The sequence below is a fragment of the Agrobacterium sp. genome (assembly GCF_059499945.1).
Window position 1 is genome coordinate 12501 of sequence record NZ_JCABZP010000017.1, and the last position, 25115, is coordinate 37615.

Here is a 25115-nt window from a genome sequence, read left to right on the forward strand (position 1 = left end):
TTGTCATAACCTGCGGCTTGCGCCCGACGCTCAAAGGGAGTCCATGTAGCGAACGCCCCAAGCATCTCTTGTCTTCTTCCGAAAGACGACCCTATAAAGGAAGGACAGCAAGGAAGGTTCGAATGCAGGGCAAAGAGATCGCAACGCTTATCAACCGCGTCGGCATGGGTGATCGTTCAGCATTCGTCTCGCTTTACCAGGCAACAAGCCCGAAGCTTTTTGCGATCTGCCTAAAAATCCTGCGGGACAAAATGGAAGCCGAAGAGGCGCTGCAGGAAATCTATATCAAGGTCTGGCAGCGCGCCCGAACATTTGCCGTAAGCGCCGGCAAACCGGCGACATGGCTTGCCACCATCGCCCGCAACCACGCGATAGACACCATCCGTGCGCGTAAACCCGCAAGCGATGACATTGACGAGGCCTATGATCTCGTTGATGAGAGCATCCGCGATCCCGAGCAGCAGGTCGTTCTGGTGGATGAAGGCCGCAGGATCGATGACTGCATGCGGGAACTTGAGACTGTGCACGCACAGGCGGTACGTCGTGCCTATGTCGAAGGTTTGAGTTATCTTGAACTCGCCGACGAATTGCGCGTGCCTCTGAACACGGTCAGAACCTGGCTCCGGCGCAGTCTTCTCAAACTCAGAGAGTGCATGCAGCGATGACAACGGGCGACCAGAGTGGCGGAATGCACACGCGCGACGAAATCCTCGCCGGCGAATATGTGCTGGGCGTTCTGCCGCTCGAAAAGCGCCGCGAGGTGGAAAGGCGCATCCAGGACGAGGAAGCCTTCGCGCAACTCGTGCAGCGCTGGGAAACGGAGTTTTCCGACTTCAACGCCGAGTATCAGGAACAGACACCGAGCCCGACTGTCCTTGCCCGCATCGAAGAGCGCCTGTTTGGCAGCAGGGCTGTCAATACCAATGGCAGTCTCTGGAACTCCGCGCCTTTCTGGCGCTGGATATCAGTCGCCACCAGCGCAACCGCCGTCGCTGCCGTCGTCTATGCTGCGTTCCCCGACCAACGGCCGGATACCACCCCGCTTGTGGCCGAGCTTGCGACAACCGACAGTCAGGTCAATCTCCTCGCGTCCTACGATGCGGAATCGGGCCGGATGCGTATCGTACCGGTCGCAACCGGCAAGACGGACGAAAAATCATTGGAATTGTGGCTCGTCATGGATGGCGGCAAGACCCGCTCGCTTGGCGTTTTCCAGCCGGGCACGAACGGCGACCTCATCATTCCCGCCGACATGCGCGGCACCATAACGGATGGCACGACCTTCGCAATCAGCGTGGAACCCTTCGGAGGCTCTCCGACCGGTCAGGCAACCGGCCCAGTCATCGCTGTCGGCACCGCGCGGCATCTGTGAGGTTTCAAACCGGTTTTAGCATCGCCTGAGCGAAGCTTCTGCGCGGCTCTCATTACTGGCGCTGGTGAGAGCGGAAAATCAATCCTTACCGCTTCTCATGCCATGTCATAGTAAAACGCGTTCCCTGCCTCAGCTCGGGATGTGTATGGGTCTGCTCGACACGTGCACCGATATTCTGCGCCATCGCCATGATCAGCTTGGTACCGAGGCCTGTGCCACGCGGAGTCGAATCCGACGACACGCCGACGCCGTCATCTTCCACCAGCAGAACAAACTGCCCACTATCCTCGGAGAGTTTGACGCGAACCGTACCGGTCTGGTCAGGATAGGCATATTTCAGCGCATTGGTCAGAAGCTCGGTAATGATGACACCAAGCGCCACGGCATGATCAGCCTTGAGATCGATTTCGCAAAGCGAAGTCTCGACCGTGACGGAAGAAGAGCCGGGCACCGCCTGGAACAGGTCGCCGATGATAGAGGTCAGATAGGAACTCAGGGAGACCAATCCGACATTGGCGGTATTATAGAGGCTACGGTGCACGCCGGCGATGGCCGAAATCCTGCTTTGCGTTTCCAATAACGCGGTTTCCGCTTCCTGCGATTTCAGGGTGTTTATTTGCAGACGGATCATCGCCGACACCAGCGACAGGCTGTTCGCGACACGATGGTTCATCTCCTTCACCATCATTTCCGCGTGCTCTTTGGCCTTTACCAGCAAACGATCGGCCTCTTCCTTCGTTTGGCGCAGGCGATGGTTTTCCAATGCCTGCTCGATGGCTGTAAGCAGAAGCGGAAAGAAGTCGTCCCCGACATTCTTGATGACGTAGTCGGCAGCACCCGCCTTGAGCGCATCTATGGCGATTTGGGCCTCGTTGGACCCCGTCACATAGAGAACTGGCGCCCTTGCCGGTATCGTCTGGATCGCGGCAAGAAATTCCATGCCCGTCGCGGTCTGGAAATAGTGATCGAGAACGACAACATCGAACTGCCCGTTTCGAAAAAGCTCGAGGCCGGAAGCTACGGAGGTGGCATGAACCACCTCCATACCGTGACGACCGAGAACGCGGCTGGAAAGCCGCGCCAGAGCCGGGTCGTCATCGACATACAAAACGCGCAAAGCCATCATGCCTTCAAGGTATCTGAATTACGGAAAAGAACAGGCCGAGATTTTTGATGGCATTGGCAAAGCCCTCATAATCGACCGGCTTGGTTATATAAACATTCGCGCCAAGATCATAGCATTTCTGAATTTCAGTCTCGTCGTCGGTCGTTGTCAAAACCACCACGGGCAAACGGCGTGTATATTCATTGCTCTTGATCTGCTCGAGAATATTGATGCCCGACATGTCGGGGAGATTGAGATCGAGCAAGACGAGAAGATAACGGTCCTTGCTGACAAGCCCATCCCGACTTTCGCCTAATATAAAGTCCAGTGCCTTGGCGCCGAGCGTAAAAGGCACGATCTCGTTGTTCACGCCGGCGCGCCGCACGTTTTTCTCGATCAGCCGAGCATGGCCTTCGTCGTCTTCGATCATCACGATCGTTACTTCCTGACCGGTCGCTTTCATTTGTCGCTTTCCTTCGTCACGCGTCTGAGGTCACTCGGCATCAGCAGGATAAACGTGCTGCCTTCGCCAAGTTTAGACTCGACTTTAATGTCACCCCCTAAATTTCTGATTAGCGAACGAACATGCGCAAGACCAATGCCCTCTCCCGGCTGATCCTGATTGCCCGCCCGCCGAAAGAGCTCAAAAACCCGTTCGAGGTCCTGTTCGCCAATACCGCGCCCGTTGTCGGCGACTTCGATACAAATAGCTCCACGTCCAGCCGGATAGGCCCGGGCCGTCAGTCTCAGCGGGCGGCCAGGCATCTGGTATTTCACCGCGTTATCGAAGAGATTTCCGAGTATCTGATCGAGAGATATCCGGTCGGTCACGATCGTCAGCTTCGGCGTGTCGACTTCGATCTCGCCGCCATTGGCGTTGATCTGGTGGCGTACCGTCTCAGACAGTGACGAGAGCAACGTTTCTATGTCGACTTTCTCCGGCTGCAGCTTTCGCTGGCCGTCGCGGGATATTTTCAGGATAGCGTTGATCAGCTGATCCATTTTGCGGGTGGACGAGCGGATGAAGCCGATAGCCTCTGGAATATCCTCTTCAACCGCCAGCCGCGCCTCACGAATAACGTCCTCCGGGAGAGACTTGCCATCTGCGAGAACATAACTCGTTACCGGCTTCAGCGAAGTATCGAATTCGGATAGGAAGCCCATGATATTGACGAGCGGCGCGCGCAGGTCATGCGTCACGATATATGCGAAGCGCTGAATTTCCTGATTGGCGCGGCGAAGATCCCGCGTTCTTTCCTCGACACGTTCTTCAAGATGACGATTGAGTTCATCGACATCCTCCCGCGACCTGTTCAGGGCACGGATATAGGTGAAGACAAGGAAGATCGAACCACCGACCACAATGAGGATAGCGAGCGCACCGCCGACCGTTACCCAGCGCAGCTTATTGGCAGCCCCGAGTTGATCCGCAACGATGATGCGCAGGCGATCATCTGTGTCCGATTGCAGGTCCGACAGAATACTCCTGATCTCGTTCATGAAGCGTTTGCCGTCATTATTACGGACGACCTCAACCGCCTCCGTTATTCGGCCCGAACGCTGCAAATCGATGGTCTCACGGGTTTCAGCCAGCTTCGCGTCGATTGTCTGCCTCAAACCCGAAAGAGACTGCTTGTATTGCTCGTCTTCCGTCAGAAGATCGAAAAGTCTTGACTGGCGTTGGGGCAAGCCACGCAGGGCTTCTTCATAAGGCACGAGATAATCGCGATTATTGGTCAGCAGATATCCCCGCTGGCCGGTTTCGATGTCCTGCATCGTCGTCAGCACATCCAAAACAGCGGCACGAAAACGTCGGAGTTCCGCTGTTTCCTGGGAATAGCGGTTATTCACCTGCACCAGCCACAGCGACATGGAGACCATGCCAATCAAAATCGCAACACCCACGGCAAGCATCAAAAGGCTTCGTTGGGCAAACGGTGAAAAACCAATCACAGAAATACATTCCCGGTAGGCACGAATTAAAGTTGCAAACTAGAATACGACGACATCAGAGGCGACTGTTTTCTTTTTATTTATGGAAGGAACCAGTTTGGGACTTAGGGGTTTTGCAATGTTGATTGGCAGTGCCCGACTGAGCCGAACTGACGAGAATGCGATAACGATGAGCTATAATTTCCAGGGAAAACAAATCCTCGTATTGGAGGACGACGCGCTTCTGGCGATGGATATGGAGGATTTTCTTTCCGATCTGGGGGTCAACGTCGTCGGGCCCGTTTCGCACATTGGCGCGGCCTTGGAAAAAATAAACGCCACTGATCTGGACGGCGCAGTCATTGACCTCAATCTGAGAGGCGAATTGTCCTTCCCGGTCATCGAGGAGCTCAAGGCGGCAAATATCCCTTTCGTCATATGCAGCGGATATGCGGAAATACCCGGAGTGCGTGCGCAGCTGGACGGGCTTACCGTCGTCTCCAAACCCTGCGATTTCGACAATCTCTCGCATGTTCTGGCAAATGAGTTTTTACTGACCAACTAGGGCGGGGCTAATCTCGGTCCGGTGCCCCAAGCCGCTTCTTTTCATGTGGCGACTTAGTCCAGGGGAAAGATGACCTGATATTGCAGGCCATCGCGGTCGTAGCGAATTTCACTTTCCGCTTGCAATTCGTATTGCGCGCCCCTTGTTACAAGGGTGGTTCCAAAGCCCGTGTCTTCCGGCATTGAGACCGGCGGGCCTCCGCTTTCCCGCCACCGCAGATTGATACGGTCGCGTCCGTCTCCGTCACGAAGCTTTTTCCAGACAACGTCAACCTTTCCGTTCGCACCGGAAAGGGAACCGTATTTCTGCGCGTTAGTCACCAGCTCGTGCAGGATCATTCCCAGCGCCAGAGCGGATTTTGGCGATACATGAACGCCATCCGGACCGTCGAGTTCGACCCTGCTCGTGAAGGTATTATGCGGCTCGATCGCGCGCTTCACGACATCTCTCAAATCCGTCTCACCCCAATTGCTCTGAAAAAGCAGGGCGTGGCTTTCGGCCAGAGCGCTTACGCGGGCCACCAGCCGTTCCTGATAATCCTCGATCGAGGTGCTGCCTTTCGCCGTTCTGCGGATGATCGATATGACCATCGCCATCGTATTCTTGACACGATGGCTTAGCTCGCGGACGAGCAGCTCCTTGTGCAGCTCCGCCCGTTTTCGCTCCTGTTTCTCCCGAGCTTCCGCCAGGGCGCGCTCCACAGCGGATGGCAGTCTCACAAGCCGTTGCTTGAGGACGTAGTCCGTCGCGCCGCGCCGGAATGCATCGATGGCCGCATCCTCACCTAAAACACCGGACACGAAAATGAACGGCGTATCGGGTCTTGTCGCCATAACGACATCGAGCGCCGACATGCCATCGAAGTCCGGCAAAGAGAAATCCGCGAGAATGATATCGAACTGCTGTTTTTCCAACGCCTCGATGAACGATGCCTTGCCAACGGCCCTCGTTACCGCAGGCGGCGTCGAAAGACGTGAAAGCTGTTCTTCGATCAGTTCGGCATCCACCGAACTGTCTTCGAGGAGAAGAAGTCTGCTTGCCTCCATTCGCGACACAGTCTCATCCGCCATTGCGATGTGCACCCGGCGGCGGTTCGTTCAGGAGAGCCCAGAAGACGCCAAGATCCTGTATAGCCTTGAAGAACTGGTTGAATTCCACAGGCTTGACGACAAATGCGTTCACGCCGAGTTCGTAGCTCCTGACGAGATCCTGTTCTTCTCGCGACGACGTCAGCATGACGACTGGAATATGCCGCAAGTGATCGCTGCCCTTGACCGTCTGCAAAACCTCAAGCCCGTCCACTTTCGGGAGTTTGAGATCAAGAAGAACCACGGCCGGATCACCGCCCGGGCGGTTATGATAGCTACCGGTTACATTCAGATAGTCGAGTGCTTCCGTACCGTCGCGTGCCACCACCACCTCATTCGCCAGCTGGCATTTCTCAAGAGCGGTCAGCGTTAGTTCCAGATCGCGTGGATTATCTTCCACCAGCAGAATGGGTCTGAGTTCAGGCAATTTTTTCCTCTTCAACTTTCGTAACCGGCAATGTGAAGAAGAACGTGGCTCCCTCACCGACAGTTCCCTCGGCACCGACCAAACCGTGATGGCGTTCGACAATTCGTCGGACCAGCGCAAGTCCAATGCCCGTTCCCTCGAAATCCTCTACCCGCTGCAATCTCTGGAACACACCAAAAAGCTTGCTGTAATAGGCCATATCGAAGCCAACACCATTATCTTCGACCGAGTAAGTGACGTCGTCCTCGGTTTCGACCGCAGAAATAGTGATGATCGAGACCGGCTCCCGGGACGAATATTTGATGGCATTTTCGATGAGATTGTACCAGACCTGCCGCAGCAGGGTCGCATCCCCGAATATCACCGGCAACTCGCCGATGCGCCACTCGATCTCGCGATCGGCAACGGCGTGCCCGAGAGAGCGACGAACTTCGCTCACCACCTTCTGCATATCCACCGGTTTCAGGGACAGTTGCGTGCGACCAAGCTGTGAGAAATTCAGGAGATCATCCACCAGCCTGCCGGCGCCCAGCGCCGCCTCTGATATCATCTGCAGATAATGCGAGGATTTCTCGTCCAGGGCATTGCTGCGCTCCCGCAACAACTGCGCAAACCCGACGATATGACGGAACGGGGCACGCAGGTCGTGCGAAACGGAATAGGAAAAGGCCTCCAACTCTTTATTGGTCCGCTGCAATTCCCGCGTCAGATCTGCCATCTCCTCGGCCTTGCGCAGGACAATGCCGATGATCGCACTGCGAAGCTCCCTCGCTGCCGCAAGCTCGGGCTCCGACCAGGGAGATGACGTGTTGCGCAATTGCTCCTTCCAGATTTCAAAAGACTTGCGGGGATGAATGCGCCCGCTCTCCTGCACCGTCTTGTGCGGATCACCGCCCCAGCGTACCGTTTTTATGACTTCCGGCCGAAACCAGATAAGCCAGCTGCCGTGCAACTCCGAAACCCGCATCGCAATAATTCCGCTTGCGGTGGCGGCATAGGCCTCAGCGGCGGCGTAATCGCCGGATAGGTTGTCGGTTGCAAAAACATCGGCAACGTCCTGCTCACCGAGCCATAGGACAAGCTCTTCAACCTGCTGCCGTGACGGCGTCCTGCCGACCAGCTCATAGTCGTCGCCGAGAACGAGTGCCGCGCCGTCCGCTCCCACCTGTTTCAGCAGGTCGTTTTTTTCATCGTCACCCGCAAGCAGTCCATCAACCCATTTTTCGGCAGCAGCCATCCCCTTCAGCAGGCGCGCCTGAATGTGGCCAAGCTCCACCCGGCGGGATGCATCCTGGGAACTCTGCTCCATGGCGATCCGCATCGACAGGAGCTGCGCGGCAAAATCGCAGGCTTCACGGACGGCAAGGGATACCGAATGGGGTGTAGCGTGGTGGCAGGCAATCAAGCCCCAGAGAGCGCCATTGACGATGATCGACACCGACATCGAAGCGGCCGTACCCATATTGCGCATATATTCGAGATGAACCGGCGACACACTGCGAAGCTGAGAAAAGCTCATATCGAGCACTGCTCCCGTTTCCGCATTCACCGGCGGCCTGATCGGGACGGGCTTATAATCGACATCGGGAATCATTCGCAGGCGATTGATGGTGTAGAGCTGCCGCGCCTGCGGCGGGATATCGCCCGCCGGAAAGCGAAGTCCGAGATAAGACGGCAAAGTCCCGCTTCCGGCTTCCGCCACGACATGACCGCTCCAGTCCAGTCCGAAGTCATAGATCAGCGTACGATCATAACCGCTGATCAAAGACACCAATTGCGCCGTCCGAAAAAGCGCATCCTCCAGCGACGGCGCGCTGTTCAGATATTGCGCCAGATTCGTAAGTTCGCCCATCAGCTTTTCAGCCGACTCGCCCTCTCTTGCCTTTTCGACCTCGAGAATAACCAAAGTCCCGGATCGATGCGCCGAAACAACGAGTTTCTTTTCAGCCCATGCATATCGGAAATTGCTCTCTTCGCCGGAATACCAGACGGAAAGTTCAGAGATGAACGGCAAGATTGTTTCGGTGACGACGGCACCGATTGGTAGGGCCGCATCAATATAATCGGCAAGATTATCGCTCGCCTGCACAACGGAGAGTTCCCGCGCGGACAGAACCAAAAGGGCTCCATGTTCCTGAATAGCACCGGGAATGTGGATGGGCTCTGCGCCGCAACTATCCAGTTTCGGCGTATTTGAACTCATAACTTTCTCCAGCCGCTCTTTTTGCGAGAACGTTCGACCTGCTCAAAAGATGCGGCCAACCTATTGATTATTGCGGGGATGTAAACGCTCGTTTTCGCAAAATTGCCGAATGATTTCCACCGGATTTCCGGTTACGCAAACGTAGGACGTTCACGCGGCCATAGATTGAAACAATCACGCGATAAGAAATCCGGGCGCTGGCGCAGCAAAATCGGCGCTTGTTGGACGTCAATGATCTTTTTGGAAAAGTCACTGGAGCGGGTAGCGGGAATCGAACCCGCGTATTCAGCTTGGAAGGCTGCTGCTCTACCATTGAGCTATACCCGCGGTGGTGATTTCGATCCGTGCAGAATGGTGGAGGGAGTTGGATTTGAACCAACGTAGGCGTAGCCAACGGATTTACAGTCCGTCCCCTTTAACCACTCGGGCATCCCTCCAGCTTTCTGCTAGGATCGAGCAACCAAGCTCTTCAGATTTCGCTGCGGCGAAGCGCCGTTGCGTCGTCTGTGGCGCGTATATGACGGCCTCGTTCGTTTCTGTCAACACGCCCTTTCACGAATTTTCGGGAAAAAATTCAAACCTGTTTGCAGCCCTGTGGATTATCGCGGGGGCTGGTGCGCGCCTCTTTGCAGAGATATAAGGCGCCATGAGCAAAGACGATCCCAACAACAAATCCACCCGCGACACGCACTATGCCACCCTGCGCCGTGCCGTGCGCGACGCCAAACGCGAGCGGGGCGAAATTCCGACCCCGCAGCAGCCGAAGCGCCGGAACCGCGGTGCTGATGACTGGAAGCCGCCGCAGCTTGCGCCCGATCAGGTGCATCTTTACGGCCTGCATACCGTGCGCGCGGCGCTTGCCAATCCCGAACGGCAACTCATCAAGCTATCCGTCACCCAGAACGCCTTCGCGCGTCTGGATATCGGCGAGGCGGATGCCCAGCCCTTCCCGGTCGAGATGGTTTCGCCGCAGGACATCGACAAGGTTCTCGGCCCCGAGGCGATCCATCAGGGCGTGATGCTGGAAACCAGGCCCCTGCCGGTCAAGCGGCTCGGCGCGCTGAAGGACAGCCCGCTCATCCTCGTGCTCGATCAGGTCACCGATCCGCACAATGTCGGGGCCATCATGCGCTCGGCGGTCGCCTTCAACGCCGGCGCCGTCATCACCACCATGCGCCACAGCCCGACCGAGTCAGGCGTGCTGGCGAAATCGGCTTCCGGTGCACTGGAACTCATTCCCTATATCCAGATCACCAATCTGGCCGATGCGCTGGGCGAGCTGCACAAGCTCGGCTTCTTCTCCGTCGGTCTGGATTCGGAAGGCCCCGCCCCCATCGAACAGACCTTTAGCGGTGAAAAAATCGCACTGGTGCTGGGCGCCGAAGGCAAGGGCCTGCGCCAGAAGACGCGCGAAACCGTCTCGGCGCTTGCCCGTCTCGACATGCCGGGCGAGATCAAATCGCTCAATGTTTCGAATGCGGCGGCCATCGCCCTTTATGCAACGCAGCAATTTCTGGGCAAAGCGTCGTCCTGACGCTTGCCCTTCCTTGCGAAATCGCAAAGCGCAACGCATGCTGCGCCTTTGTCATTCGCATGGAGCAAATCTCAACATGACCAACCCGACCATCAAACCGACCGGCGAGCTGACTCTCAGAACGCTCGCCATGCCAGCCGACGCCAATCCGGCCGGTGATATTTTCGGCGGCTGGGTCATGTCACAGATGGACTTGGCGAGCGGCATCCGCGCCGCGGAACGCTCCCGCTGTCGTGTGGTCACGGCAGCGGTCAAGGAAATGGCCTTCGAACTGCCGGTGAAGATCGGCGACACGCTGTCCATCTATACCGATATCGCCCGCGTTGGCCGCACGTCCATCACGCTCACGGTGGAAGCCTGGGCGCAGCGGTCGCGTTATGACAAGCTGGAGAAAGTCACCGCCGGAACTTTCATCATGGTGGCAATGGACGAAAACGGACAACCCACGCCCATTCCCGCAGCGGAATAATCGCGTTGCGGCACTGGGCTCCAGTGCCGCTCTCAGCTCAAACGCCATATACAGCAGGCAGCATAGACATCTCGCGCATTGTCAGGATCATTCCTCATCGATGCGATCCCTGTTGTCTCTCCCCTGCCGTCATTGTGTCGCGGTGACATCTCGCCGCAAATATGACATTCCGATCCCATGGGATTCATTCGCAGGATCATGCAGGATAGAAGTTCGGCTGGCGCCATCGCCATGCTGGCGGTTCTGCTTTTCCTTTTGCAGGGTCTCGCCAATGGCCTGACCAGCGGCAATATGGCGATGGCCGCGCTGGCGGCGGATGAGATCATCTGTTCCAGCCATATGCCTGAAGGCGGCTCGGACAAACACGACCCGGCGGGCAAGATCGCCGATGACTGTTGCGGCACGCTCTGCCGTCTGGCCTCGGCCACGGCCGCCGCTCTTCCGGTTATTCCCGTCGAAGGCGCGGACAATATTCTCCCGGCGGTCGAAGTCGCCTTTTTGAATTTCGACGCGGTGCTGTCGCCATCGCCGCCCAATCTGGAATCGCGCCCACGCGCGCCGCCCTTCGCTCCGCAACGCTAGAACACCGTCCGGCCTGCCGGAAAATCCATTCTCTTGCGGAGACATCCATGTCCGTTACGACCTCTTTCGAGGGCGAGCGTGCGCCTGCGCATTCCTCGTCCGCAAATCTTTACCGCGCCGTGTGGCGTTGGCATTTTTATGCCGGTCTCCTCGTCCTGCCCTTCATGATATCGCTCGCCGTCACCGGCGCGCTTTATCTCTTCCGGGACGAGTTCGACAATCTCATCCATTCCGACCTGAAGCGCATCGAGGTAGCGCAAAACGCGCCAAAAGCCCTGCCTTCCGAGATCGTTGCCGCAGCGCTCGCGGCCGTTCCCGGCACCGCCGTCAAATATACGACACCGGCCGATCCGGGTGCTTCGACGGAAATCACCGTCAGTACCGCGGTTGGAAAGCAGGCCGTCTACGTAAACCCCTACACCGCTGAGGTGGCCGGTTCCCTGCCGGATCGCGGCACAATCATGTGGACGATCCGTTATCTCCACAGCCCGAAATATTTCGGCGCCTATGCCCGCTATCTGATCGAGATCGCGGCCGGCTGGTCCATCCTTCTTTTCGCCACCGGCATCTATCTCTGGTGGCCGCGAAAGCAGACGGGTGGAGTCGTCACCGTGCGCGGCACGCCAAAAAAACGGGTCTTCTGGCGCGATACCCATGCCGTCACCGGCATTTTCGTCGGCTTTTTCATCGTCTTTCTTGCGGTTACCGGCATGCCCTGGTCGGGCGTATGGGGCGCGAAGATCAATGAATGGGCGAATGGCAGCAACTTCGGGTACCCGGCGGGCATCCGTACCGATGTTCCGATGTCCGGAGACCATCTCGATCATGTGGCGAAGACAAGCTGGTCGCTGGAGCAGGCAAAAATACCGGAATCCACCGCCGCCTCCGAAGGCCAGCCGATCGGAATCGACGAGGCGATCGCACGTTTCGATGCACTCGGCCTTGCCGCCGGTTATGCCGTCGCCCTGCCGGGAAAACCGACCGGCGTCTATAGCGGTTCGGTCTATCCCGATGATCTCGGTCAACAGCGCGTTGTGCACCTCGATCAATATAGCGGAGAGCCGCTGATCGACATGAGCTACGCCGATTACGGCCCGCTCGGCAAGGCGCTGGAATGGGGCATCAACGTGCATCTGGGACAGCAATATGGCCTCGCCAACCAGATCGTGCTTCTGGCGGCCTGTATCGGCATTGTGCTGCTTGCCGTGTCCGCCGGCGTCATGTGGTGGAAACGCCGTCCGAAAGGGTCGCTCGGAGTGCCGCCCCTGCCGCAGGAAAAACGCGTGCTTCGCGGCCTGCTGGTCATGCTCGCCATCGGCGGCGTCATTTTCCCGCTGGTGGGCGCGAGCCTGCTGGTCATGCTCGTGCTAGACCTGATCATACAGTCCCGTCAGAAACGGCGCACAATCTGAAAATGGGAACAGCCGGGCGAAAATCCCGGCTGTTCCCTTGTCATCGGTGAGGCGTCGAGGGGCTGCCCTCAGAACATCGTATTATTGTTCGCCGCCGTTTCCGGAACGGGCTGGATCACATCCCAGTGCTCGGTGATCTTGCCGTCGGTGACGCGGAAGATATCGACGATGGCCGTACCGCGATCGCCGTCTTTTTCGGTCGAATGAATATGCAGATAGACGAGATCGCCATCCGTGGCGCTGCGCACGATGCGCGCCTTCGACTGCGGGTTTTCCTTGAAGTGACCGGTGAAATAATCCACGAACGGCTTCTTGCCATCCGGCACCATGGGGTTGTGCTGCTTATAGCTGTCGACAATGACGGCAGCCCCCTTCTCCACTTCATGCTTATTGAAAACGGTATCGTAAAACTCGATCACCAGCTTGCGGTTGGCCTCTTCCTGGGCGAGATCCCGCTTGGCGGTTTCGGCCAGGACCGGAGCGGCCATCAATGCAGGCGCAAGAGCGAGAGCGGCGATGGCAAGACGACGTGTCACGAAATTCATGGGTGATACCTCTCAATAACCGACGGTGAAACGCTGGCGGGAATGCTGCGGCTTCTCGATTTCATCGACAAGCGCGATGGCGTAGTCCTCGAAGGAAATGCGGCTGCCTTCGGTATTGCTGAGAAGCCCATCCTTGCCGAGACGGAATTTGCCGGTTCTTTCCCCCGGCACAAATTCGGCCGATGGCGACAGGAAGGTCCAGTCGAGCTGTTTTTCCCCTCTCAGGCGGTCCAGAAACTCCGCGCCCTTGGTCGCTTCGGCCTTGTAGGCGGCCGGGAAATCCGGCAGGTCGACAACGCGCTGACCCGGTGCGATTTCAAGGCTGCCGGCACCACCCACCACGAGGTAACGGGGAACGCCGGAGGCGCGCACGGCCTCGATCAGCGTCACGGGATCGCTGGCGGTGAAGTGCACCGCGCTGATCACGGCATCGTGACCTTTAAGCAGCTCCGAAAGCCCTGCCCGATCGAAAACATCGCCCTGTTTTGCCACCACGTTCGGCAGGCTGGCGATCTTTTCAGGGCTGCGGGCGATCGCCGTCACCTTGTGGCCCCGGTCGGAAAGCTCCTTCAGAATACGGGATCCGGCATTGCCGGAGGCTCCGATGAGCGCGATTTTAGCCATGACTTCTTCCTTTGTCGGTATCGTTATTGGTCTAAATAATAGACCGCTAATGAAAGCTATGATATCGCAACCCCGGCCGCAAGAAGTCAGCCGCCGCTGATCAGGTCACACGGCGATGACCTGAAGGGGTAAGAAAATGGAAAGGGCGAGGCAAAATGCCGGATATGCAAACCAAAGAAATCTTCGTCTTCGACCAGCCCTGCCCCATACGCGACGTGCTGGATCGTATCGGCGATCAATGGAGCCTGCTGGTTCTGGAAGCGCTTCAGGGCGGCGTGCTGCGTTTCAACGAATTGAACCGCAAGATCGACGATATTTCCAAGCAGATGTTGTCGCGTACGTTGAAGCGGCTTGAGGAAGACGGTTTCATTCGCCGCACGCTTTATGCGCAGGTACCGCCGCGCGTGGAATACGAACTGACCAATCTCGGCCGTTCGTTTCTGGTGCCGATGCAATTGCTGGTGCAATGGGCCGATGAGAACCACGTCCGTATCTGCAAGGCGCGGCTGCAATATTCCGAAAACGACAATCGCAGCTGACAGGAAGCAGGCATCCAGAGCATTTCCAGTAAAAGTGCGTAGCGGTTTTACGTCCGGATAATGCGATAAACAAAGAGATGGAGCACGTCCGACGCTTCCGTTTAAACCGGACGTGCCCTAGCCCAGCCGGTAGACCTTGCAGACCAGCCCTTCCGGCTGGCGATAGGTCGTGAAGCCCATGGCGTCGTAATAACCCTGCCCGAGCATGTTGTCCGCGCCGATGCTGGCATCGATATTCTTGAGGCCCCGCGCCTCTGCCGCCCTTCGCGTTGCCGCGAAGAGGGCGGATCCTACTCCTCTTCGCGCCGCCTGCGGGCTGACATGGGTGCCGATGATGCCCCAGCCTTCCGCCACGCCATAGGGATTGTCTGCCCGCGCATAACGCAGCGACTGGAACCCCATAATGCGCCCGTCCTCATCCTCGGCGACCGAGCACTCGATACGATCGGTGTGCTGGATATAATTCTCCAGCACCGCCGTAATATCCGTCGGCGCTTTTCGGAGGCCGGCCGAGAATATCTCGTTCTGGACCGCCGCCATTCCCGTCGCGTCGTCAACTCTTGCAGGGCGTATTTTCATCGATACATCACCTCATACCCGTTGCGACTGGTTTCGGGCCGGCAAAGCGCCGGTCTCTTTCGTTTGTCTTCAGGAGCGGAAAATGAAGGAAGCGCCGAAGGCGATCAGCGCAAAACCGATCACGTGATTGATGGTGATGCTTTCCTTCAGCCAGAAGATCGAAAACAGCGCGAAGACCGCGAGCGTGATGACTTCCTGAATGGTCTTGAGCTGCGCGGTGGAATAGACCTCCGAACCTATGCGGTTGGCGGGAACGGCCAGCACATATTCGAAGAACGCGATACCCCAGCTGGCGACAATAGCCAGGAAGAGCGCGCTGCCCTTGTGCTTGAGATGGCCGTACCAGGCGAAGGTCATGAAAATATTGGAGGCGATAAGCATCAGGACAGGCCAGATGTGGGCAGGGCTGATTGAGAACGGCATGATGGGTCCTGGAAAAAGGGAGGGATGTCGTGAAATGCAGTATAAAAAGCAGTCTGAAGGTAAACGTCATTCTGCCCGTATGGATTTGCTCTAGCGCATCCGCCCGAAAACCGGAATCGATTTTCTGCAGATTTTAGCAAAGCTGTTTTCAGCCGCTACGCAACGCATCCGGCCGAATTTTGTTCCGCACGCTTCGTTTCCTTTTTGTACTCATTTTTTCGCAGCATCCCCTTCACTTTGTGCGTGACTACCTCCATATTTCGCCCATGGCCAGATCACCGAAAAACTCCACCTCCTCGCCCTCGGGCTTCGAGGAAGCTCCGCAATCGTCATTCGAAGGTGCGCCGCTCAGCGGCAGCGTCTCCGATTGGGTGAAGCAGCTCGAGGCGGAAGCGGAGGCATCCTCCGTGGAAACCCAGCGCGAAATCGCCTCAAAGGCGGGCAAGCACCGCAAGAAGATCGAGATCGAAGCACGCAAGGACGCGGAGAAGGCCGCCTCGAAGACGGCCAAGAACACCACGGCCTCCAAGACCGCGCGCGGTGTTTCCATCGGCGCATCGAGCGATCCGAAAACCCGCGCCGCCGCCGGCCTCAATCCGGTCGCCGGTATGGACGTATCGCTGGAGGATGCCGCCAACCTCGCGCCGGGCGCCGTCACCGCAACGGTGGACGCGCTGTCGAAGCTGATCGAAAGCGGCAATCCGCTGTTCAAGGACGGCAAGTTGTGGACGCCGCACCGCCCGGCCCGGCCGCCGAAATCCGAAGGCGGCGTTACCATCCGCATGGACTCGGAGTACCAGCCCGCCGGCGACCAGCCGACGGCCATCAACGACCTCGTGGAAGGCATCAATTCCGGCGAGCGCAGCCAGGTCCTGCTCGGCGTCACCGGCTCCGGCAAGACCTTCACCATGGCCAAGGTGATCGAGGCGACGCAGCGCCCGGCCGTCATCCTTGCCCCCAACAAGACGCTGGCCGCGCAGCTCTATTCCGAGTTCAAGAACTTCTTCCCCGACAATGCGGTGGAATATTTCGTCTCCTACTACGATTATTACCAGCCGGAAGCCTATGTGCCGCGCTCCGACACCTTCATCGAGAAAGAATCCTCGATCAACGAGCAGATCGACCGGATGCGCCACTCCGCCACCCGCTCACTGCTGGAACGCGATGACTGCATCATCGTCGCCTCCGTCTCCTGCATCTACGGTATCGGCTCGGTGGAAACCTACACCGCCATGACCTTCCAGATGCAGGTCGGCGACCGGCTGGACCAGCGCCAGCTTCTGGCCGACCTTGTGGCCCAGCAATACAAGCGCCGCGACATGGATTTCCAGCGCGGTTCGTTCCGCGTGCGCGGCGATACCATCGAAATCTTCCCCGCCCACCTTGAGGATGCCGCCTGGCGCATCTCGATGTTCGGCGACGAGATCGATTCCATCACCGAATTCGACCCGCTGACGGGCCAGAAAACCGGCGATCTGCAATCCGTCAAGATTTACGCCAATTCGCACTATGTCACCCCGCGCCCGACACTGAACGGTGCGATCAAGTCGATCAAGGAAGAGCTGAAAGTCCGCCTCGCCGAACTGGAAAAGGCCGGGCGACTGCTGGAAGCCCAGCGGCTTGAGCAGCGCACCCGCTACGATATCGAGATGCTGGAGGCGACCGGCTCCTGCGCCGGCATCGAGAACTATTCGCGTTATCTCACCGGCCGCAATCCCGGCGAGCCGCCGCCGACGCTGTTCGAATATATCCCCGACAACGCGCTGCTGTTCATCGACGAAAGCCACGTTTCGGTCAGCCAGATCGGCGGCATGTATCGCGGCGACTTCAGGCGCAAGGCGACGCTGGCCGAATATGGCTTCCGCCTGCCCTCCTGCATGGATAACCGCCCGCTGCGCTTTGAGGAATGGGATGCGATGCGGCCGCTGACGGTCGCGGTTTCGGCCACCCCCGGCTCATGGGAAATGGAACAGGCCGGCGGCGTCTTTGCCGAACAGGTCATCCGCCCGACAGGCCTCATCGATCCGCCGGTGGAGGTGCGTTCCGCCCGCAGCCAGGTGGACGACGTTCTCGGCGAAATCCGCGAGACCGCCGCCAAGGGTTACCGCACGCTCTGCACCGTGCTGACGAAGCGCATGGCCGAGGACCTGACCGAATATCTGCACGAACAGGGCGTTCGCGTCCGCTACATGCACTCGGATATCGACACGCTGGAGCGCATCGAGATCATCCGCGACCTGCGCCTCGGTGCTTTCGACGTGCTTGTTGGCATCAACCTTCTGCGCGAAGGTCTCGATATTCCCGAATGTGGTTTTGTGGCGATCCTCGATGCCGACAAGGAAGGCTTCCTGCGCTCCGAAACCTCACTGATCCAGACAATCGGCCGCGCCGCCCGTAACGTCGACGGCAAGGTCATCCTTTACGCCGACAACATCACCGGCTCGATGAAGCGGGCGATGGAGGAAACCTCCCGCCGCCGCGAAAAGCAGATGGCCTATAACGCCGAACACGGCATCACGCCGGAATCGGTCAAGGCGAAAATCTCGGATATTCTTGATTCTGTTTATGAGCGCGACCACGTAAGGGCCGATATATCAGGCGCTTCCGGCAAGGGCTTCGCCGATGGCGGCCATCTGGTCGGCAACAATCTGCAGTCCCATCTCAACGCGCTGGAAAAATCCATGCGCGACGCCGCAGCAGATCTGGACTTCGAAAAGGCCGCCCGCCTGCGCGACGAAATCAAACGCCTCAAGGCCGCCGAACTCGCCACCATGGACGACCCCATGGCGAAGGAAGAGGCCCGCGCCATCGAAGGCGGCGGAAAAAACAACAGACGCAGCCACTTGTCGATCTCCCCGCCTGAGGGGGAGACATCCGGCAGGACGGAGGCGGGCGCCGCGCCGAACGAAAGCGGCAAATCCCTTTTCACCAAACCCTCACTGGATGAAATGGGCCCCGGCTCAGATGCGGGAAAACCGCTGTTCCGCAGGAACACGCTGGACGAGATGACCGTGGGCAGAACCGAAAAGCCCGTGCGCAGCGCAGTACCAGACAAGCCCGAGACCGAATCCGGCAAACGCTTCTCACCGCTCATGGAAGGCCAGCCGGAGCGTGCTACCGATGATCCGCGACCACTGGTGCGTGGCAAGATCGGCGCGGGGTCCTATGAAGACGCCGGCGAGCAGAAGCGCAAAAGCCGGACGAAGGGCAAGACGGGCCGACCGGGGCGCTAACGCGCCCCGGCAACGGCGATCAGTTTTCGCACTGTCTGATCCGCGCCGCGACCTGGCCCGCACCAAACACTTTCGTCAGATCCGCATCCACGGTCATGGCAATGTAGTCTTCATTTTCCGCAGGCTTGATGTAAGTCGAGAAATAGACCGGGCCGGTCGGGAGAACGCCTGTGACACAGGCGCGCAATATCTCGATCTCCGTACTCCCCCTGATGCGCGGCCCCTCGATGCGGGAAAGGCGCACCTTCTCCTGCAATGTTGCAAGCCTTGAAACCTCCTCAGGCTTTATTCTCCACACGCTTGTGGCGGTTCCCTCCCGCTTTTCCGCGTGGAACTGCGCGCGGGCGGCGGCGTCCTTATCCTCGATCAACGCAAACGTCTCGACAGTCTCGCCCTTTACGCCGTCTGTAACGCTGCGAATAATCATCACCGCATCACCGGAACCCAATGACAGATGGGCAGGAAGCTGCAGCCCTACACGCACATGCTCGAAATTCATCGTCAGAAAGTCGAGCCGCATCAGCTTGGGAATACTCGAGATGGGCGTGGTCATACAGCCGGTAAGGAGAAAAAGTAAAATAAGCGAGCGTGTGAAACGCGATAATATCAATGTCACCATGTTTTAAATCCAAAATTGTCAAATGCGCGCAATGGCCTTGGCGGGAACAATCCTTCCCGGAACTGAGACCGTCATACCGGTCCGCAGATGTGAGGGAATGACATTGCAGCAGAGTTACGTCTTCCGGAACTCACGGTTCCCTTGAACGTTGACCGCCCTTATGGAATGGCAACCAGCATGGAGACACGGCATGCATCTCAGAAATCTGGCGCTCTCATACCTTTTCCTCTCCTGCACCCCGAGCTTTGCCGGCCAGATCGAGGATGCCACCTTCCACAGCGCGGCCCTCAACGCGCCGCTTCCCGTCAATATCTACCGCCCGGATGGCGCTCCACCGGAAAACGGCTGGCCGGTGCTCTACCTCCTGCACGGCCATGATGGTGACCAGAATAGCTGGCGCGATCTCGGCAATATCGAAAAGACGCTCGATACGCTCATCGAGGCCGGCGCCATACGCCCGCTTGTCGTCGTCATGCCCGGTGTCAAGAACAGCTGGTATGTGGATTCCGCCGCCGTGGGCGGTCCCGGCGATTACGAAACCGCCCTGACCGGCGATCTGCGCCACCAGATCGAAAAAACACTGCCGGTGCGGAAAGATCGGGAAGGCCGCGCCATTGCCGGCCTCTCCATGGGCGGCTTCGGCGCCCTGCATCTCGCCTATGGCCACGAGGACCTCTATGGCGCCGTCGCCAGCCTGTCGGGCGCCATCTGGCAGAATGTCCCTGCCGCCGATCTCGACAAGACACCTGCCGAACTTAAGCTCATTCAGGACAGTGCTTTCTTTCACCGGGTTGACCGCGCCACCGTTACAAGCGGCATCGTGCTGCCCTCAACCGGCGATCATTTCTCCGGCGCCTTCGGCACGCCTTTCGATGCAAGGCTCTTTAACGAAAAGAACGTCTTCACCCTCGTGGCGCAGCATGTCGCCGAAAGTCAGGATCTGCCCGCCACCTATCTGACCGTTGGCGACGATGACGGCTTCTTCCTCTGGCGCGGCGCAATCGCCCTGCATGAGACGCTGCAGGCCGACAAGCGCAAATCCGAACTGCGGGTCACCGACGGCGATCACGTCTGGTCGGTATGGAAAGTTTCGATCATCGATGCACTGAAGTTTATCGATGGGGAGTGGGACAAGGCCGCAGACATAGCCCGGGACTGAGGCATCGCCCTCCCACCACCGGTTTCATCACTTTCCGGCCCGTTTCTTCCCGCTTGCCACCGCCACATTCAACGCCACCGCCGCCCGGATCAGCGCCGCCAGCGCCTTCTCATCCACGACATCTCCCTCGTGAAAATCGATCGCCCGCCGGGTATTGCCCTCCAGACTTGAATTGAACAGCCCCGCGGGGTCCTCCAGCGAAGCGCCCTTCGCAAATGTCATCTTCACGGCGCTTTTGTAGGTTTCACCCGTGCAGAGAATACCGGCATGCGACCAGACCGGCACGCCGCGCCATTTCACCTCTTCGATAACCTCGGGATCGGCCGTCCTGATCACCGCCCGGATATGCGCAAGCGTCTCGCCGCGCCAGTCGCCCAGCTCCGCAATTTTCCGGTCGATGATCTCGGACGCCGCAGCCTCTTCCGCAGCTTTCTCCGTCACAGTTTTTGCCATGATACCCTCCCGATTTCGCCGCGCCGCCGCTCCCGGCCTGCTGCACATCTGTTCCGGTTTTCAGCATAGACCAAAATTTCCTGCGCTCCCATGCGGAACCAAATTCGCCCTTCACCGTTTCTTCCCCGAACGCAACGTTCAGCATACAAAGGGAAGAAACATCATGAAAATCAATGTCATCGCTCTCGCTGCCGCAGCAGCGCTCTCCTCTTCCGTGGCTTTTGCCCAGACGGCAACCACGGCTCCTGCTGCCGGCGCGGATGCCACTTTGTCCGGCCCCGGCATCACCATGGGCACCAAGGCCAGCGGCCCGCTGAAGTTCGTCAATGTCCAGAAGACCGATCTCACCGCCTCCCAGCTTGACGGCATGGACATCTATAACGCCCAGAACGAAAACATCGGCGAAATCGAAGATGTCGTCATCAGCGACGGCAAGTCGGTGATCGGCCTTGTCGCCAGCGTCGGCGGCTTTCTCGGCATCGACAAGAGCTATGTGGTGCTCGATCCGGCCTCCGTCGCCGTCCACAACGACAACGGCACCTGGAAGGCCTATGTCGACACCACCAAGGACGCACTGCAGAACGCACCCAAGCTCGATTACGACAAGCTGGACGACTGATTACCCCTGCAGTCGTACACTTGTCTCCCCCGCGCCGAGGCGCGGGGGTTTTCGTGTGGATTATTCCGCGCAGGAGCCGGCGATCCTCGCCCACATCCCCTTGCCTGACCGCATGCCCCTCGCCTATCTTCGGCGCGCAAACCACCAAGGATCGATGCGTGCCCGCCCATAGTCTTTTTTCCCTTTCCGTCAGCACCGCCCTGTTGCTGAGCGCCCTTCCGCTGTCAGCGCAGTCCGCCGGCTGGAAACCCGCCGAGCAGATAAAGACCTATGCCATCAGCGGTAATTCGGGTGGTGCGCTTTACCAGTCGATCGGCGAGCGCGGCCCCACTGCCGGCGTGCAGGCCATTGCCCACACCACCTTCAGGCTGACATGGCGGCGCGATTACCGCCCGCAGCCGGATGGTGCCTGTATTCTCGCCACAGCAAGGCCCAATCTCACCATCATCTATACCTGGCCGAAAGCGCCGGCCAATCTGCCGCCCGCCGTCGCCGCCAGCTGGAAGACCTTCATTTCCGGCGTGGAAACCCATGAGCGCGTCCATGGCGAACACATCCTCGACATGGTGAAAAAGATCGAGGCCTTCAGCACCGGCCTGAGGGCGGAAAACGATCCCAAATGCCAGAAGGTACGCGTCGTGCTGCAGCAGCGGCTGGGCGAGCTTTCCAACGAACAGCGCCAGCGCGGCCGCGATTTCGACCGCGACGAGCTTTCCCCGGGCGGACGGGTGCACCAGCTCATTCTCGCCCTCGTCAACGGTCCGTGACGGGCGCTTACTCCGCCGCCTCGCCTTTCAGCAAGGGCTCGGCCAGCATCACGCTTTCCAGCTCGTAGGAATAGCCCTCGAGCATCGTATAGGCCTGTTCGATCGCCTCGATCTGAGCTTCGGCGTTGCGGATCGCTTCAGCGATGGACTGGCTGCGGGCGCGCAGCATGGAACTCAGCACATCGGTTTCCGGCTTGCGGCCAAGACGGTCCATATGTTTGCGAACCCGGGTGCGGTGCCGTTCCAGTTCGAGAATATGGAAACGGCTTTTCAGAATATCATCGGTCAGCTTGCGGCGCATGGCGGCCACGGGGTCGAAACTGCCGGGCTCGCGTTCGTCCAGAATGAACTCATTGACCAGCGTTTCCAGCATCAGCAGGCCCTTCAGGTCCTTGGCGTCGGCAAGCTGCGGATCATAGCCGGTATCGTCGAACACCTTGCGGCGCACCGGATCCTTCAGAAGCTCATAGGCGGTTTGCAGGCGCGCGAACTGCTCGGCATCGCCACCGCTGTCGGGATGGGCGGCCTTGGCCACCTTGCGGTAAGCCGATTTGATCGCCGCCTCGTCGGCATCGCGCTCCACGCCAAGCAAAACATAGGGATCAATCACAAAAACACCTTCAAACGCAAACTGTTACCCGCACACCTGATGCCACCCTCATAAGGCCTGCGAGTGGATCATAGGCCAAATCCGCCCGGCACGGCACCCCGCCCCGGCGGTTAAACCGGCAAAGCCCACACAAAAGCCTTGCCGCAGGCGGCAGGACGACCGGCGGAAAGCCCTTGAGGCCGAAATTTGTCGGACCCAAGGCGACTATAATGACGGGCAGGACAAAATTGTGGAAAGCGGCGGCAAAACATGCCGCCCCTGCAGCACCGCATTTGCCGCAGCCGGCCCAAAACCATCCTGAAGAAAAGCGTTACCGGCGCGTTTTCAGGAGGTTATGGTGGAACCTCGCCAACGGGTGTAAGCTTGGCTTTTGGATCTTGAGGGAGGACGATCCGATGCCGCAAACCATTACCCAGACCGTCACGGACTACATCCATGCCATGGCCTATGCGGATGAAAGCCTGATGCGTGACGTTTTCGACCCGCGCGCCAGCATCGTCGGAACCTTCGAAGGCGAAATCGAATGGTTATCCCTGGAGGACTTTGTTGACCACATGCGCAAAAGCGAACGCGGCCTCCCCGATCATGATCCCGCTTTCGAAATCATGGGTATCGACAAGGAGGGCGACAGCGCCTCGGTTAAGCTGACGACCCGTTTCGACGGCATGGATTTTTATGAATATTTGTCCCTGCTGGAACGCGACGGCAACTGGTCGATCGTGCACAAGCTTTATCACGTAAAGCCATAGGGATCTTTAAAACCGCCACCCCGCATTGTGCGCTTCTGCCCGCTCGCGTTCTACTCTCAGCGACGGGCCATAATTGCGATTCTGGTTGCTTTGCCGCTGGAAGAACTAAAACAGATCGCTGTAGATCGCCGTTATCCAGAGCGCGTTAACGAAGAGCCAGACAACACCGAGCCACATAATTTTGCGGCTGCTATCGGTTCTCATTGCCACAACAGCAATCAGCAGGCCGCCGACTATCCTTGCCAGATACCATGGCCCGAGCTGTTCAAAGTGTTCCCTCCCCTTAATGTAGGTGTCCATCAGATCGAAGACGAACGACGCGGCAAACAAGGCAAAAAACGCATGCCGCCTGCGCACGAAAAAACTTTCCCGCTCGGACAACTCCTGAATGTGATCGGGATAAAGCAGCGTCGACATCAAAAAGAAGAGCGACGTGTAAACGAGAACGAAGATGTAGATCCAGAAATTCCAGTTATGGATGAGCCGCAGGGCAAACTCCCACCACCAGAAGTGGACCGCTCCAAGAAGCAGGACAATCGACCAGACGATCTGCGCGTGCATGCGATCGGTTTTTTGCGGCTCCTGCAGCCTTCTGGAAAGACCAGACAACACTCTGGTGATTGCAAGGCCGAGGATGAGGCTAACCAATATCCGCAAATGACCGTATGCATCCATTGGAAGCGCCCGCTGTTGCTCAACTTATCGCTGAACAATATGCTTAAACCCGCAGGCTTTACAATCATCCTGAAAGACCAGGCAATAAAGGGGCCTGTCTCGCGCCCCAGACTAAGCGGCAATCCCGTCGCCCTGTTGGGCGAATTGTCGCCGCATCACTGGATCGGCCGACCAATCCGAGGCACCAAGGACATATTCGGCGGGCGCTTACGATCCGCCGTTTTTCTTTTCGTTCTTCGCTTGATCGTGGTGCCACTTAATGGCGAAGAACATGCCCGTGCCTAACACGAGAATCTTGAGCGGAAAGACGACTATAGGGAACCAGTCTACCCAATCCCAATCCATCATTTGCATATTTCCAGGCTGTTACTTGACACTATCTGTCGTGAGGAGCGCTACCTCAAAACTGCTGCTGCAACAACTTCATATGCGCGGTCTTTTTGACGCAGCCCCGCCGCTCCGCTTCATCTGCGGCTGTCGTATCCGCCGCGCCCGCCAATCGAAAAACTTGCTTTCCCTGGCGAAAACCGTGCCCGCGCCCCGCTCGAAATTCTTGTCTTTCTTGCTTGGGGCGTCTTGGTGAATTCATTCGGACAGAACTGAACGCCAAGCGGCTTCACGTCATCATGGCGCAAGGAAACGCGCTGGCGACGGAATGTAAAATGCGCCGCGCAGCAAATGGATGATTTTGAACGACAAGATAAAACATTGATAAACAATGAGAAAACTGGTGCCCCCGACAAGGTTCGAACTCGTGACCCCCTGATTACAAATCAGGTGCAGACATATAACGCGGGCTAACGCCTCATAACAGTGGATAACGCCAAAAACC

At 58.1% G+C, this 25115-nt stretch carries 27 protein-coding genes and 3 tRNA genes; 14 read left to right on the forward strand and 16 right to left on the reverse strand.

The window, feature by feature from the left end:
• The first annotated feature begins 122 nt into the window (after positions 1-122).
• Both AC5I5B_RS21135 and AC5I5B_RS21140 read left to right on the forward strand, forming a co-directional pair.
• Positions 123-665 (forward strand): sigma-70 family RNA polymerase sigma factor, encoded by a 543-nt coding sequence (locus tag AC5I5B_RS21135; RefSeq protein ID WP_003507660.1) that lies wholly within the window; start codon positions 123-125, stop codon positions 663-665.
• Complete coding sequence (locus AC5I5B_RS21140) at positions 662-1372, forward strand: anti-sigma factor (RefSeq protein ID WP_003507657.1); 711 nt, start codon at positions 662-664, stop codon at positions 1370-1372. Before AC5I5B_RS21135 ends, AC5I5B_RS21140 begins: the two co-directional genes overlap by 4 nt.
• A gap of 85 nt (positions 1373-1457) precedes the next feature.
• Here the strand turns inward: AC5I5B_RS21140 and AC5I5B_RS21145 are convergent, their stop codons facing one another.
• Genes AC5I5B_RS21145 through AC5I5B_RS21155 form a run of 3 tightly spaced genes read right to left on the reverse strand, consistent with a single transcriptional unit; the run spans position 1458 to position 4391 of the window.
• The gene (locus AC5I5B_RS21145; RefSeq protein ID WP_060726367.1) at positions 1458-2498 is read right to left on the reverse strand and encodes a sensor histidine kinase; all 1041 of its coding nucleotides are present in this window, start codon (positions 2496-2498) and stop codon (positions 1458-1460) included.
• Between the two features lie 4 nt (positions 2499-2502).
• Complete coding sequence (locus AC5I5B_RS21150) at positions 2503-2940, reverse strand: response regulator (RefSeq protein WP_003507653.1); 438 nt, start codon at positions 2938-2940, stop codon at positions 2503-2505.
• Complete coding sequence (locus AC5I5B_RS21155) at positions 2937-4391, reverse strand: sensor histidine kinase (protein WP_060726368.1); 1455 nt, start codon at positions 4389-4391, stop codon at positions 2937-2939. The genes AC5I5B_RS21150 and AC5I5B_RS21155 overlap by 4 nt, the downstream gene beginning before the upstream one ends.
• A gap of 208 nt (positions 4392-4599) precedes the next feature.
• Here AC5I5B_RS21155 and AC5I5B_RS21160 point away from each other — a divergent pair, with 208 nt between their 5' ends.
• Positions 4600-4974 (forward strand): response regulator, encoded by a 375-nt coding sequence (locus AC5I5B_RS21160; RefSeq protein ID WP_060726369.1) that lies wholly within the window; start codon positions 4600-4602, stop codon positions 4972-4974.
• A 53-nt stretch (positions 4975-5027) separates the two neighbouring features.
• Here the strand turns inward: AC5I5B_RS21160 and AC5I5B_RS21165 are convergent, their stop codons facing one another.
• The 5 genes from AC5I5B_RS21165 to AC5I5B_RS21185 form a co-directional block, all read right to left on the reverse strand.
• Positions 5028-6020: a sensor histidine kinase gene (locus tag AC5I5B_RS21165; protein ID WP_003507649.1), complete on the reverse strand. Its 993-nt coding sequence runs from the start codon at positions 6018-6020 to the stop codon at positions 5028-5030.
• 13 nt (positions 6021-6033) lie between these two features.
• Positions 6034-6489: a response regulator gene (locus AC5I5B_RS21170; protein ID WP_003507648.1), complete on the reverse strand. Its 456-nt coding sequence runs from the start codon at positions 6487-6489 to the stop codon at positions 6034-6036.
• Positions 6482-8692: a sensor histidine kinase gene (locus AC5I5B_RS21175; RefSeq protein WP_111834760.1), complete on the reverse strand. Its 2211-nt coding sequence runs from the start codon at positions 8690-8692 to the stop codon at positions 6482-6484. Before AC5I5B_RS21175 ends, AC5I5B_RS21170 begins: the two co-directional genes overlap by 8 nt.
• A 253-nt stretch (positions 8693-8945) precedes the next feature.
• Positions 8946-9019: transfer RNA gene (locus AC5I5B_RS21180), tRNA-Gly, on the reverse strand.
• A gap of 25 nt (positions 9020-9044) precedes the next feature.
• Positions 9045-9129: transfer RNA gene (locus AC5I5B_RS21185), tRNA-Tyr, on the reverse strand.
• Positions 9130-9338: 209 nt separating this feature from the next.
• On the opposite strand from AC5I5B_RS21185, the gene rlmB reads away from it, so the two are divergent.
• The 4 genes from rlmB (at position 9339) to AC5I5B_RS21205 (ending at position 12689) form a co-directional block, all read left to right on the forward strand.
• Positions 9339-10226 carry a 23S rRNA (guanosine(2251)-2'-O)-methyltransferase RlmB gene (rlmB, locus tag AC5I5B_RS21190; protein ID WP_111834759.1) on the forward strand — a complete coding sequence of 296 codons (888 nt, stop codon included), beginning with the start codon at positions 9339-9341 and terminating at the stop codon, positions 10224-10226.
• Positions 10227-10302: 76 nt separating this feature from the next.
• Positions 10303-10695 (forward strand): acyl-CoA thioesterase, encoded by a 393-nt coding sequence (locus tag AC5I5B_RS21195; protein ID WP_003507645.1) that lies wholly within the window; start codon positions 10303-10305, stop codon positions 10693-10695.
• A gap of 177 nt (positions 10696-10872) precedes the next feature.
• Positions 10873-11277, forward strand: coding sequence for a DUF2946 family protein (locus AC5I5B_RS21200; RefSeq protein ID WP_003507644.1), 405 nt, complete (start codon positions 10873-10875; stop codon positions 11275-11277).
• Between the two features lie 47 nt (positions 11278-11324).
• Positions 11325-12689: a PepSY-associated TM helix domain-containing protein gene (locus tag AC5I5B_RS21205; RefSeq protein ID WP_111834758.1), complete on the forward strand. Its 1365-nt coding sequence runs from the start codon at positions 11325-11327 to the stop codon at positions 12687-12689.
• Between the two features lie 68 nt (positions 12690-12757).
• Here AC5I5B_RS21205 and AC5I5B_RS21210 read toward each other — a convergent pair whose 3' ends face one another.
• Both AC5I5B_RS21210 and AC5I5B_RS21215 read right to left on the reverse strand, forming a co-directional pair.
• Positions 12758-13234 carry a nuclear transport factor 2 family protein gene (locus tag AC5I5B_RS21210; RefSeq protein WP_003507634.1) on the reverse strand — a complete coding sequence of 159 codons (477 nt, stop codon included), beginning with the start codon at positions 13232-13234 and terminating at the stop codon, positions 12758-12760.
• Positions 13235-13246: 12 nt separating this feature from the next.
• Positions 13247-13858: an NAD(P)-dependent oxidoreductase gene (locus AC5I5B_RS21215; RefSeq protein WP_080864212.1), complete on the reverse strand. Its 612-nt coding sequence runs from the start codon at positions 13856-13858 to the stop codon at positions 13247-13249.
• A gap of 155 nt (positions 13859-14013) precedes the next feature.
• Here AC5I5B_RS21215 and AC5I5B_RS21220 point away from each other — a divergent pair, with 155 nt between their 5' ends.
• On the forward strand, positions 14014-14397 hold the full coding sequence (locus tag AC5I5B_RS21220; RefSeq protein ID WP_003507622.1) for a winged helix-turn-helix transcriptional regulator: 384 nt from the start codon (positions 14014-14016) through the stop codon (positions 14395-14397).
• Positions 14398-14514: 117 nt separating this feature from the next.
• Here the strand turns inward: AC5I5B_RS21220 and AC5I5B_RS21225 are convergent, their stop codons facing one another.
• A complete protein-coding gene (locus AC5I5B_RS21225) occupies positions 14515-14937 on the reverse strand; it encodes a GNAT family N-acetyltransferase (RefSeq protein WP_003507621.1) in 423 nt (140 codons plus the stop codon).
• Positions 14938-15045: 108 nt separating this feature from the next.
• Complete coding sequence (locus AC5I5B_RS21230) at positions 15046-15399, reverse strand: DMT family protein (protein WP_020009373.1); 354 nt, start codon at positions 15397-15399, stop codon at positions 15046-15048.
• Positions 15400-15665: 266 nt separating this feature from the next.
• Here AC5I5B_RS21230 and uvrB point away from each other — a divergent pair, with 266 nt between their 5' ends.
• Positions 15666-18632, forward strand: a complete 2967-nt coding sequence (gene uvrB, locus AC5I5B_RS21235; protein ID WP_111834779.1) for an excinuclease ABC subunit UvrB — start codon at positions 15666-15668, stop codon at positions 18630-18632.
• Positions 18633-18651: 19 nt separating this feature from the next.
• Here uvrB and AC5I5B_RS21240 read toward each other — a convergent pair whose 3' ends face one another.
• Positions 18652-19185 carry a hypothetical protein gene (locus AC5I5B_RS21240; protein ID WP_223564864.1) on the reverse strand — a complete coding sequence of 178 codons (534 nt, stop codon included), beginning with the start codon at positions 19183-19185 and terminating at the stop codon, positions 18652-18654.
• Between the two features lie 256 nt (positions 19186-19441).
• Between AC5I5B_RS21240 and AC5I5B_RS21245 the strand changes: the two genes are divergently transcribed.
• Complete coding sequence (locus AC5I5B_RS21245) at positions 19442-20410, forward strand: alpha/beta hydrolase (protein WP_111834756.1); 969 nt, start codon at positions 19442-19444, stop codon at positions 20408-20410.
• Positions 20411-20437: 27 nt separating this feature from the next.
• On the opposite strand, the gene AC5I5B_RS21250 is transcribed toward AC5I5B_RS21245, so the two are convergent.
• Positions 20438-20863 (reverse strand): DUF1801 domain-containing protein, encoded by a 426-nt coding sequence (locus tag AC5I5B_RS21250; RefSeq protein WP_111834755.1) that lies wholly within the window; start codon positions 20861-20863, stop codon positions 20438-20440.
• 163 nt (positions 20864-21026) lie between these two features.
• Between AC5I5B_RS21250 and AC5I5B_RS21255 the strand changes: the two genes are divergently transcribed.
• Together AC5I5B_RS21255 and AC5I5B_RS21260 are read left to right on the forward strand one after the other, a co-directional pair.
• Complete coding sequence (locus AC5I5B_RS21255; protein WP_111834754.1) at positions 21027-21482, forward strand: PRC-barrel domain-containing protein; 456 nt, start codon at positions 21027-21029, stop codon at positions 21480-21482.
• A 158-nt stretch (positions 21483-21640) separates the two neighbouring features.
• Entirely contained in the window at positions 21641-22249 is a 609-nt protein-coding gene (locus AC5I5B_RS21260; protein ID WP_111834753.1) for a DUF922 domain-containing Zn-dependent protease, read from the forward strand.
• Positions 22250-22256: 7 nt separating this feature from the next.
• On the opposite strand, the gene AC5I5B_RS21265 is transcribed toward AC5I5B_RS21260, so the two are convergent.
• On the reverse strand, positions 22257-22859 hold the full coding sequence (locus AC5I5B_RS21265) for a J domain-containing protein (protein ID WP_003507613.1): 603 nt from the start codon (positions 22857-22859) through the stop codon (positions 22257-22259).
• 395 nt (positions 22860-23254) lie between these two features.
• Between AC5I5B_RS21265 and AC5I5B_RS21270 the strand changes: the two genes are divergently transcribed.
• Positions 23255-23608 (forward strand): nuclear transport factor 2 family protein, encoded by a 354-nt coding sequence (locus AC5I5B_RS21270; RefSeq protein WP_003507612.1) that lies wholly within the window; start codon positions 23255-23257, stop codon positions 23606-23608.
• Between the two features lie 90 nt (positions 23609-23698).
• The gene (locus AC5I5B_RS21275) at positions 23699-24568 is read left to right on the forward strand and encodes a hypothetical protein (RefSeq protein WP_162695556.1); all 870 of its coding nucleotides are present in this window, start codon (positions 23699-23701) and stop codon (positions 24566-24568) included.
• A 443-nt stretch (positions 24569-25011) separates the two neighbouring features.
• Here the strand turns inward: AC5I5B_RS21275 and AC5I5B_RS21280 are convergent.
• Positions 25012-25081: transfer RNA gene (locus tag AC5I5B_RS21280), tRNA-Ser, on the reverse strand.
• Positions 25082-25115: the final 34 nt, after the last annotated feature.

Excerpts from the sequence above, each read along its gene's own strand:
- AC5I5B_RS21135 (WP_003507660.1), top strand. The coding sequence starts at position 123 with ATGCAGGGCAAAGAGATCGCAACGCTTATCAACCGCGTCGGCATGGGT.
- AC5I5B_RS21140 (WP_003507657.1), top strand. The coding sequence starts at position 662 with ATGACAACGGGCGACCAGAGTGGCGGAATGCACACGCGCGACGAAATC.
- AC5I5B_RS21145 (WP_060726367.1), bottom strand. The coding sequence starts at position 2,498 with ATGATGGCTTTGCGCGTTTTGTATGTCGATGACGACCCGGCTCTGGCG.
- AC5I5B_RS21150 (WP_003507653.1), bottom strand. The coding sequence starts at position 2,940 with ATGAAAGCGACCGGTCAGGAAGTAACGATCGTGATGATCGAAGACGAC.
- AC5I5B_RS21155 (WP_060726368.1), bottom strand. The coding sequence starts at position 4,391 with ATGCTTGCCGTGGGTGTTGCGATTTTGATTGGCATGGTCTCCATGTCG.
- AC5I5B_RS21160 (WP_060726369.1), top strand. The coding sequence starts at position 4,600 with ATGAGCTATAATTTCCAGGGAAAACAAATCCTCGTATTGGAGGACGAC.
- AC5I5B_RS21165 (WP_003507649.1), bottom strand. The coding sequence starts at position 6,020 with ATGGAGGCAAGCAGACTTCTTCTCCTCGAAGACAGTTCGGTGGATGCC.
- AC5I5B_RS21175 (WP_111834760.1), bottom strand. The coding sequence starts at position 8,692 with ATGAGTTCAAATACGCCGAAACTGGATAGTTGCGGCGCAGAGCCCATC.
- rlmB (WP_111834759.1), top strand. The coding sequence starts at position 9,339 with ATGAGCAAAGACGATCCCAACAACAAATCCACCCGCGACACGCACTAT.
- AC5I5B_RS21195 (WP_003507645.1), top strand. The coding sequence starts at position 10,303 with ATGACCAACCCGACCATCAAACCGACCGGCGAGCTGACTCTCAGAACG.
- AC5I5B_RS21200 (WP_003507644.1), top strand. The coding sequence starts at position 10,873 with ATGGGATTCATTCGCAGGATCATGCAGGATAGAAGTTCGGCTGGCGCC.
- AC5I5B_RS21205 (WP_111834758.1), top strand. The coding sequence starts at position 11,325 with ATGTCCGTTACGACCTCTTTCGAGGGCGAGCGTGCGCCTGCGCATTCC.
- AC5I5B_RS21210 (WP_003507634.1), bottom strand. The coding sequence starts at position 13,234 with ATGAATTTCGTGACACGTCGTCTTGCCATCGCCGCTCTCGCTCTTGCG.
- AC5I5B_RS21215 (WP_080864212.1), bottom strand. The coding sequence starts at position 13,858 with ATGGCTAAAATCGCGCTCATCGGAGCCTCCGGCAATGCCGGATCCCGT.
- AC5I5B_RS21220 (WP_003507622.1), top strand. The coding sequence starts at position 14,014 with ATGCCGGATATGCAAACCAAAGAAATCTTCGTCTTCGACCAGCCCTGC.
- AC5I5B_RS21225 (WP_003507621.1), bottom strand. The coding sequence starts at position 14,937 with ATGGCGGCGGTCCAGAACGAGATATTCTCGGCCGGCCTCCGAAAAGCG.
- AC5I5B_RS21230 (WP_020009373.1), bottom strand. The coding sequence starts at position 15,399 with ATGCCGTTCTCAATCAGCCCTGCCCACATCTGGCCTGTCCTGATGCTT.
- uvrB (WP_111834779.1), top strand. The coding sequence starts at position 15,666 with ATGGCCAGATCACCGAAAAACTCCACCTCCTCGCCCTCGGGCTTCGAG.
- AC5I5B_RS21240 (WP_223564864.1), bottom strand. The coding sequence starts at position 19,185 with ATGACCACGCCCATCTCGAGTATTCCCAAGCTGATGCGGCTCGACTTT.
- AC5I5B_RS21245 (WP_111834756.1), top strand. The coding sequence starts at position 19,442 with ATGCATCTCAGAAATCTGGCGCTCTCATACCTTTTCCTCTCCTGCACC.
- AC5I5B_RS21250 (WP_111834755.1), bottom strand. The coding sequence starts at position 20,863 with ATGGCAAAAACTGTGACGGAGAAAGCTGCGGAAGAGGCTGCGGCGTCC.
- AC5I5B_RS21255 (WP_111834754.1), top strand. The coding sequence starts at position 21,027 with ATGAAAATCAATGTCATCGCTCTCGCTGCCGCAGCAGCGCTCTCCTCT.
- AC5I5B_RS21270 (WP_003507612.1), top strand. The coding sequence starts at position 23,255 with ATGCCGCAAACCATTACCCAGACCGTCACGGACTACATCCATGCCATG.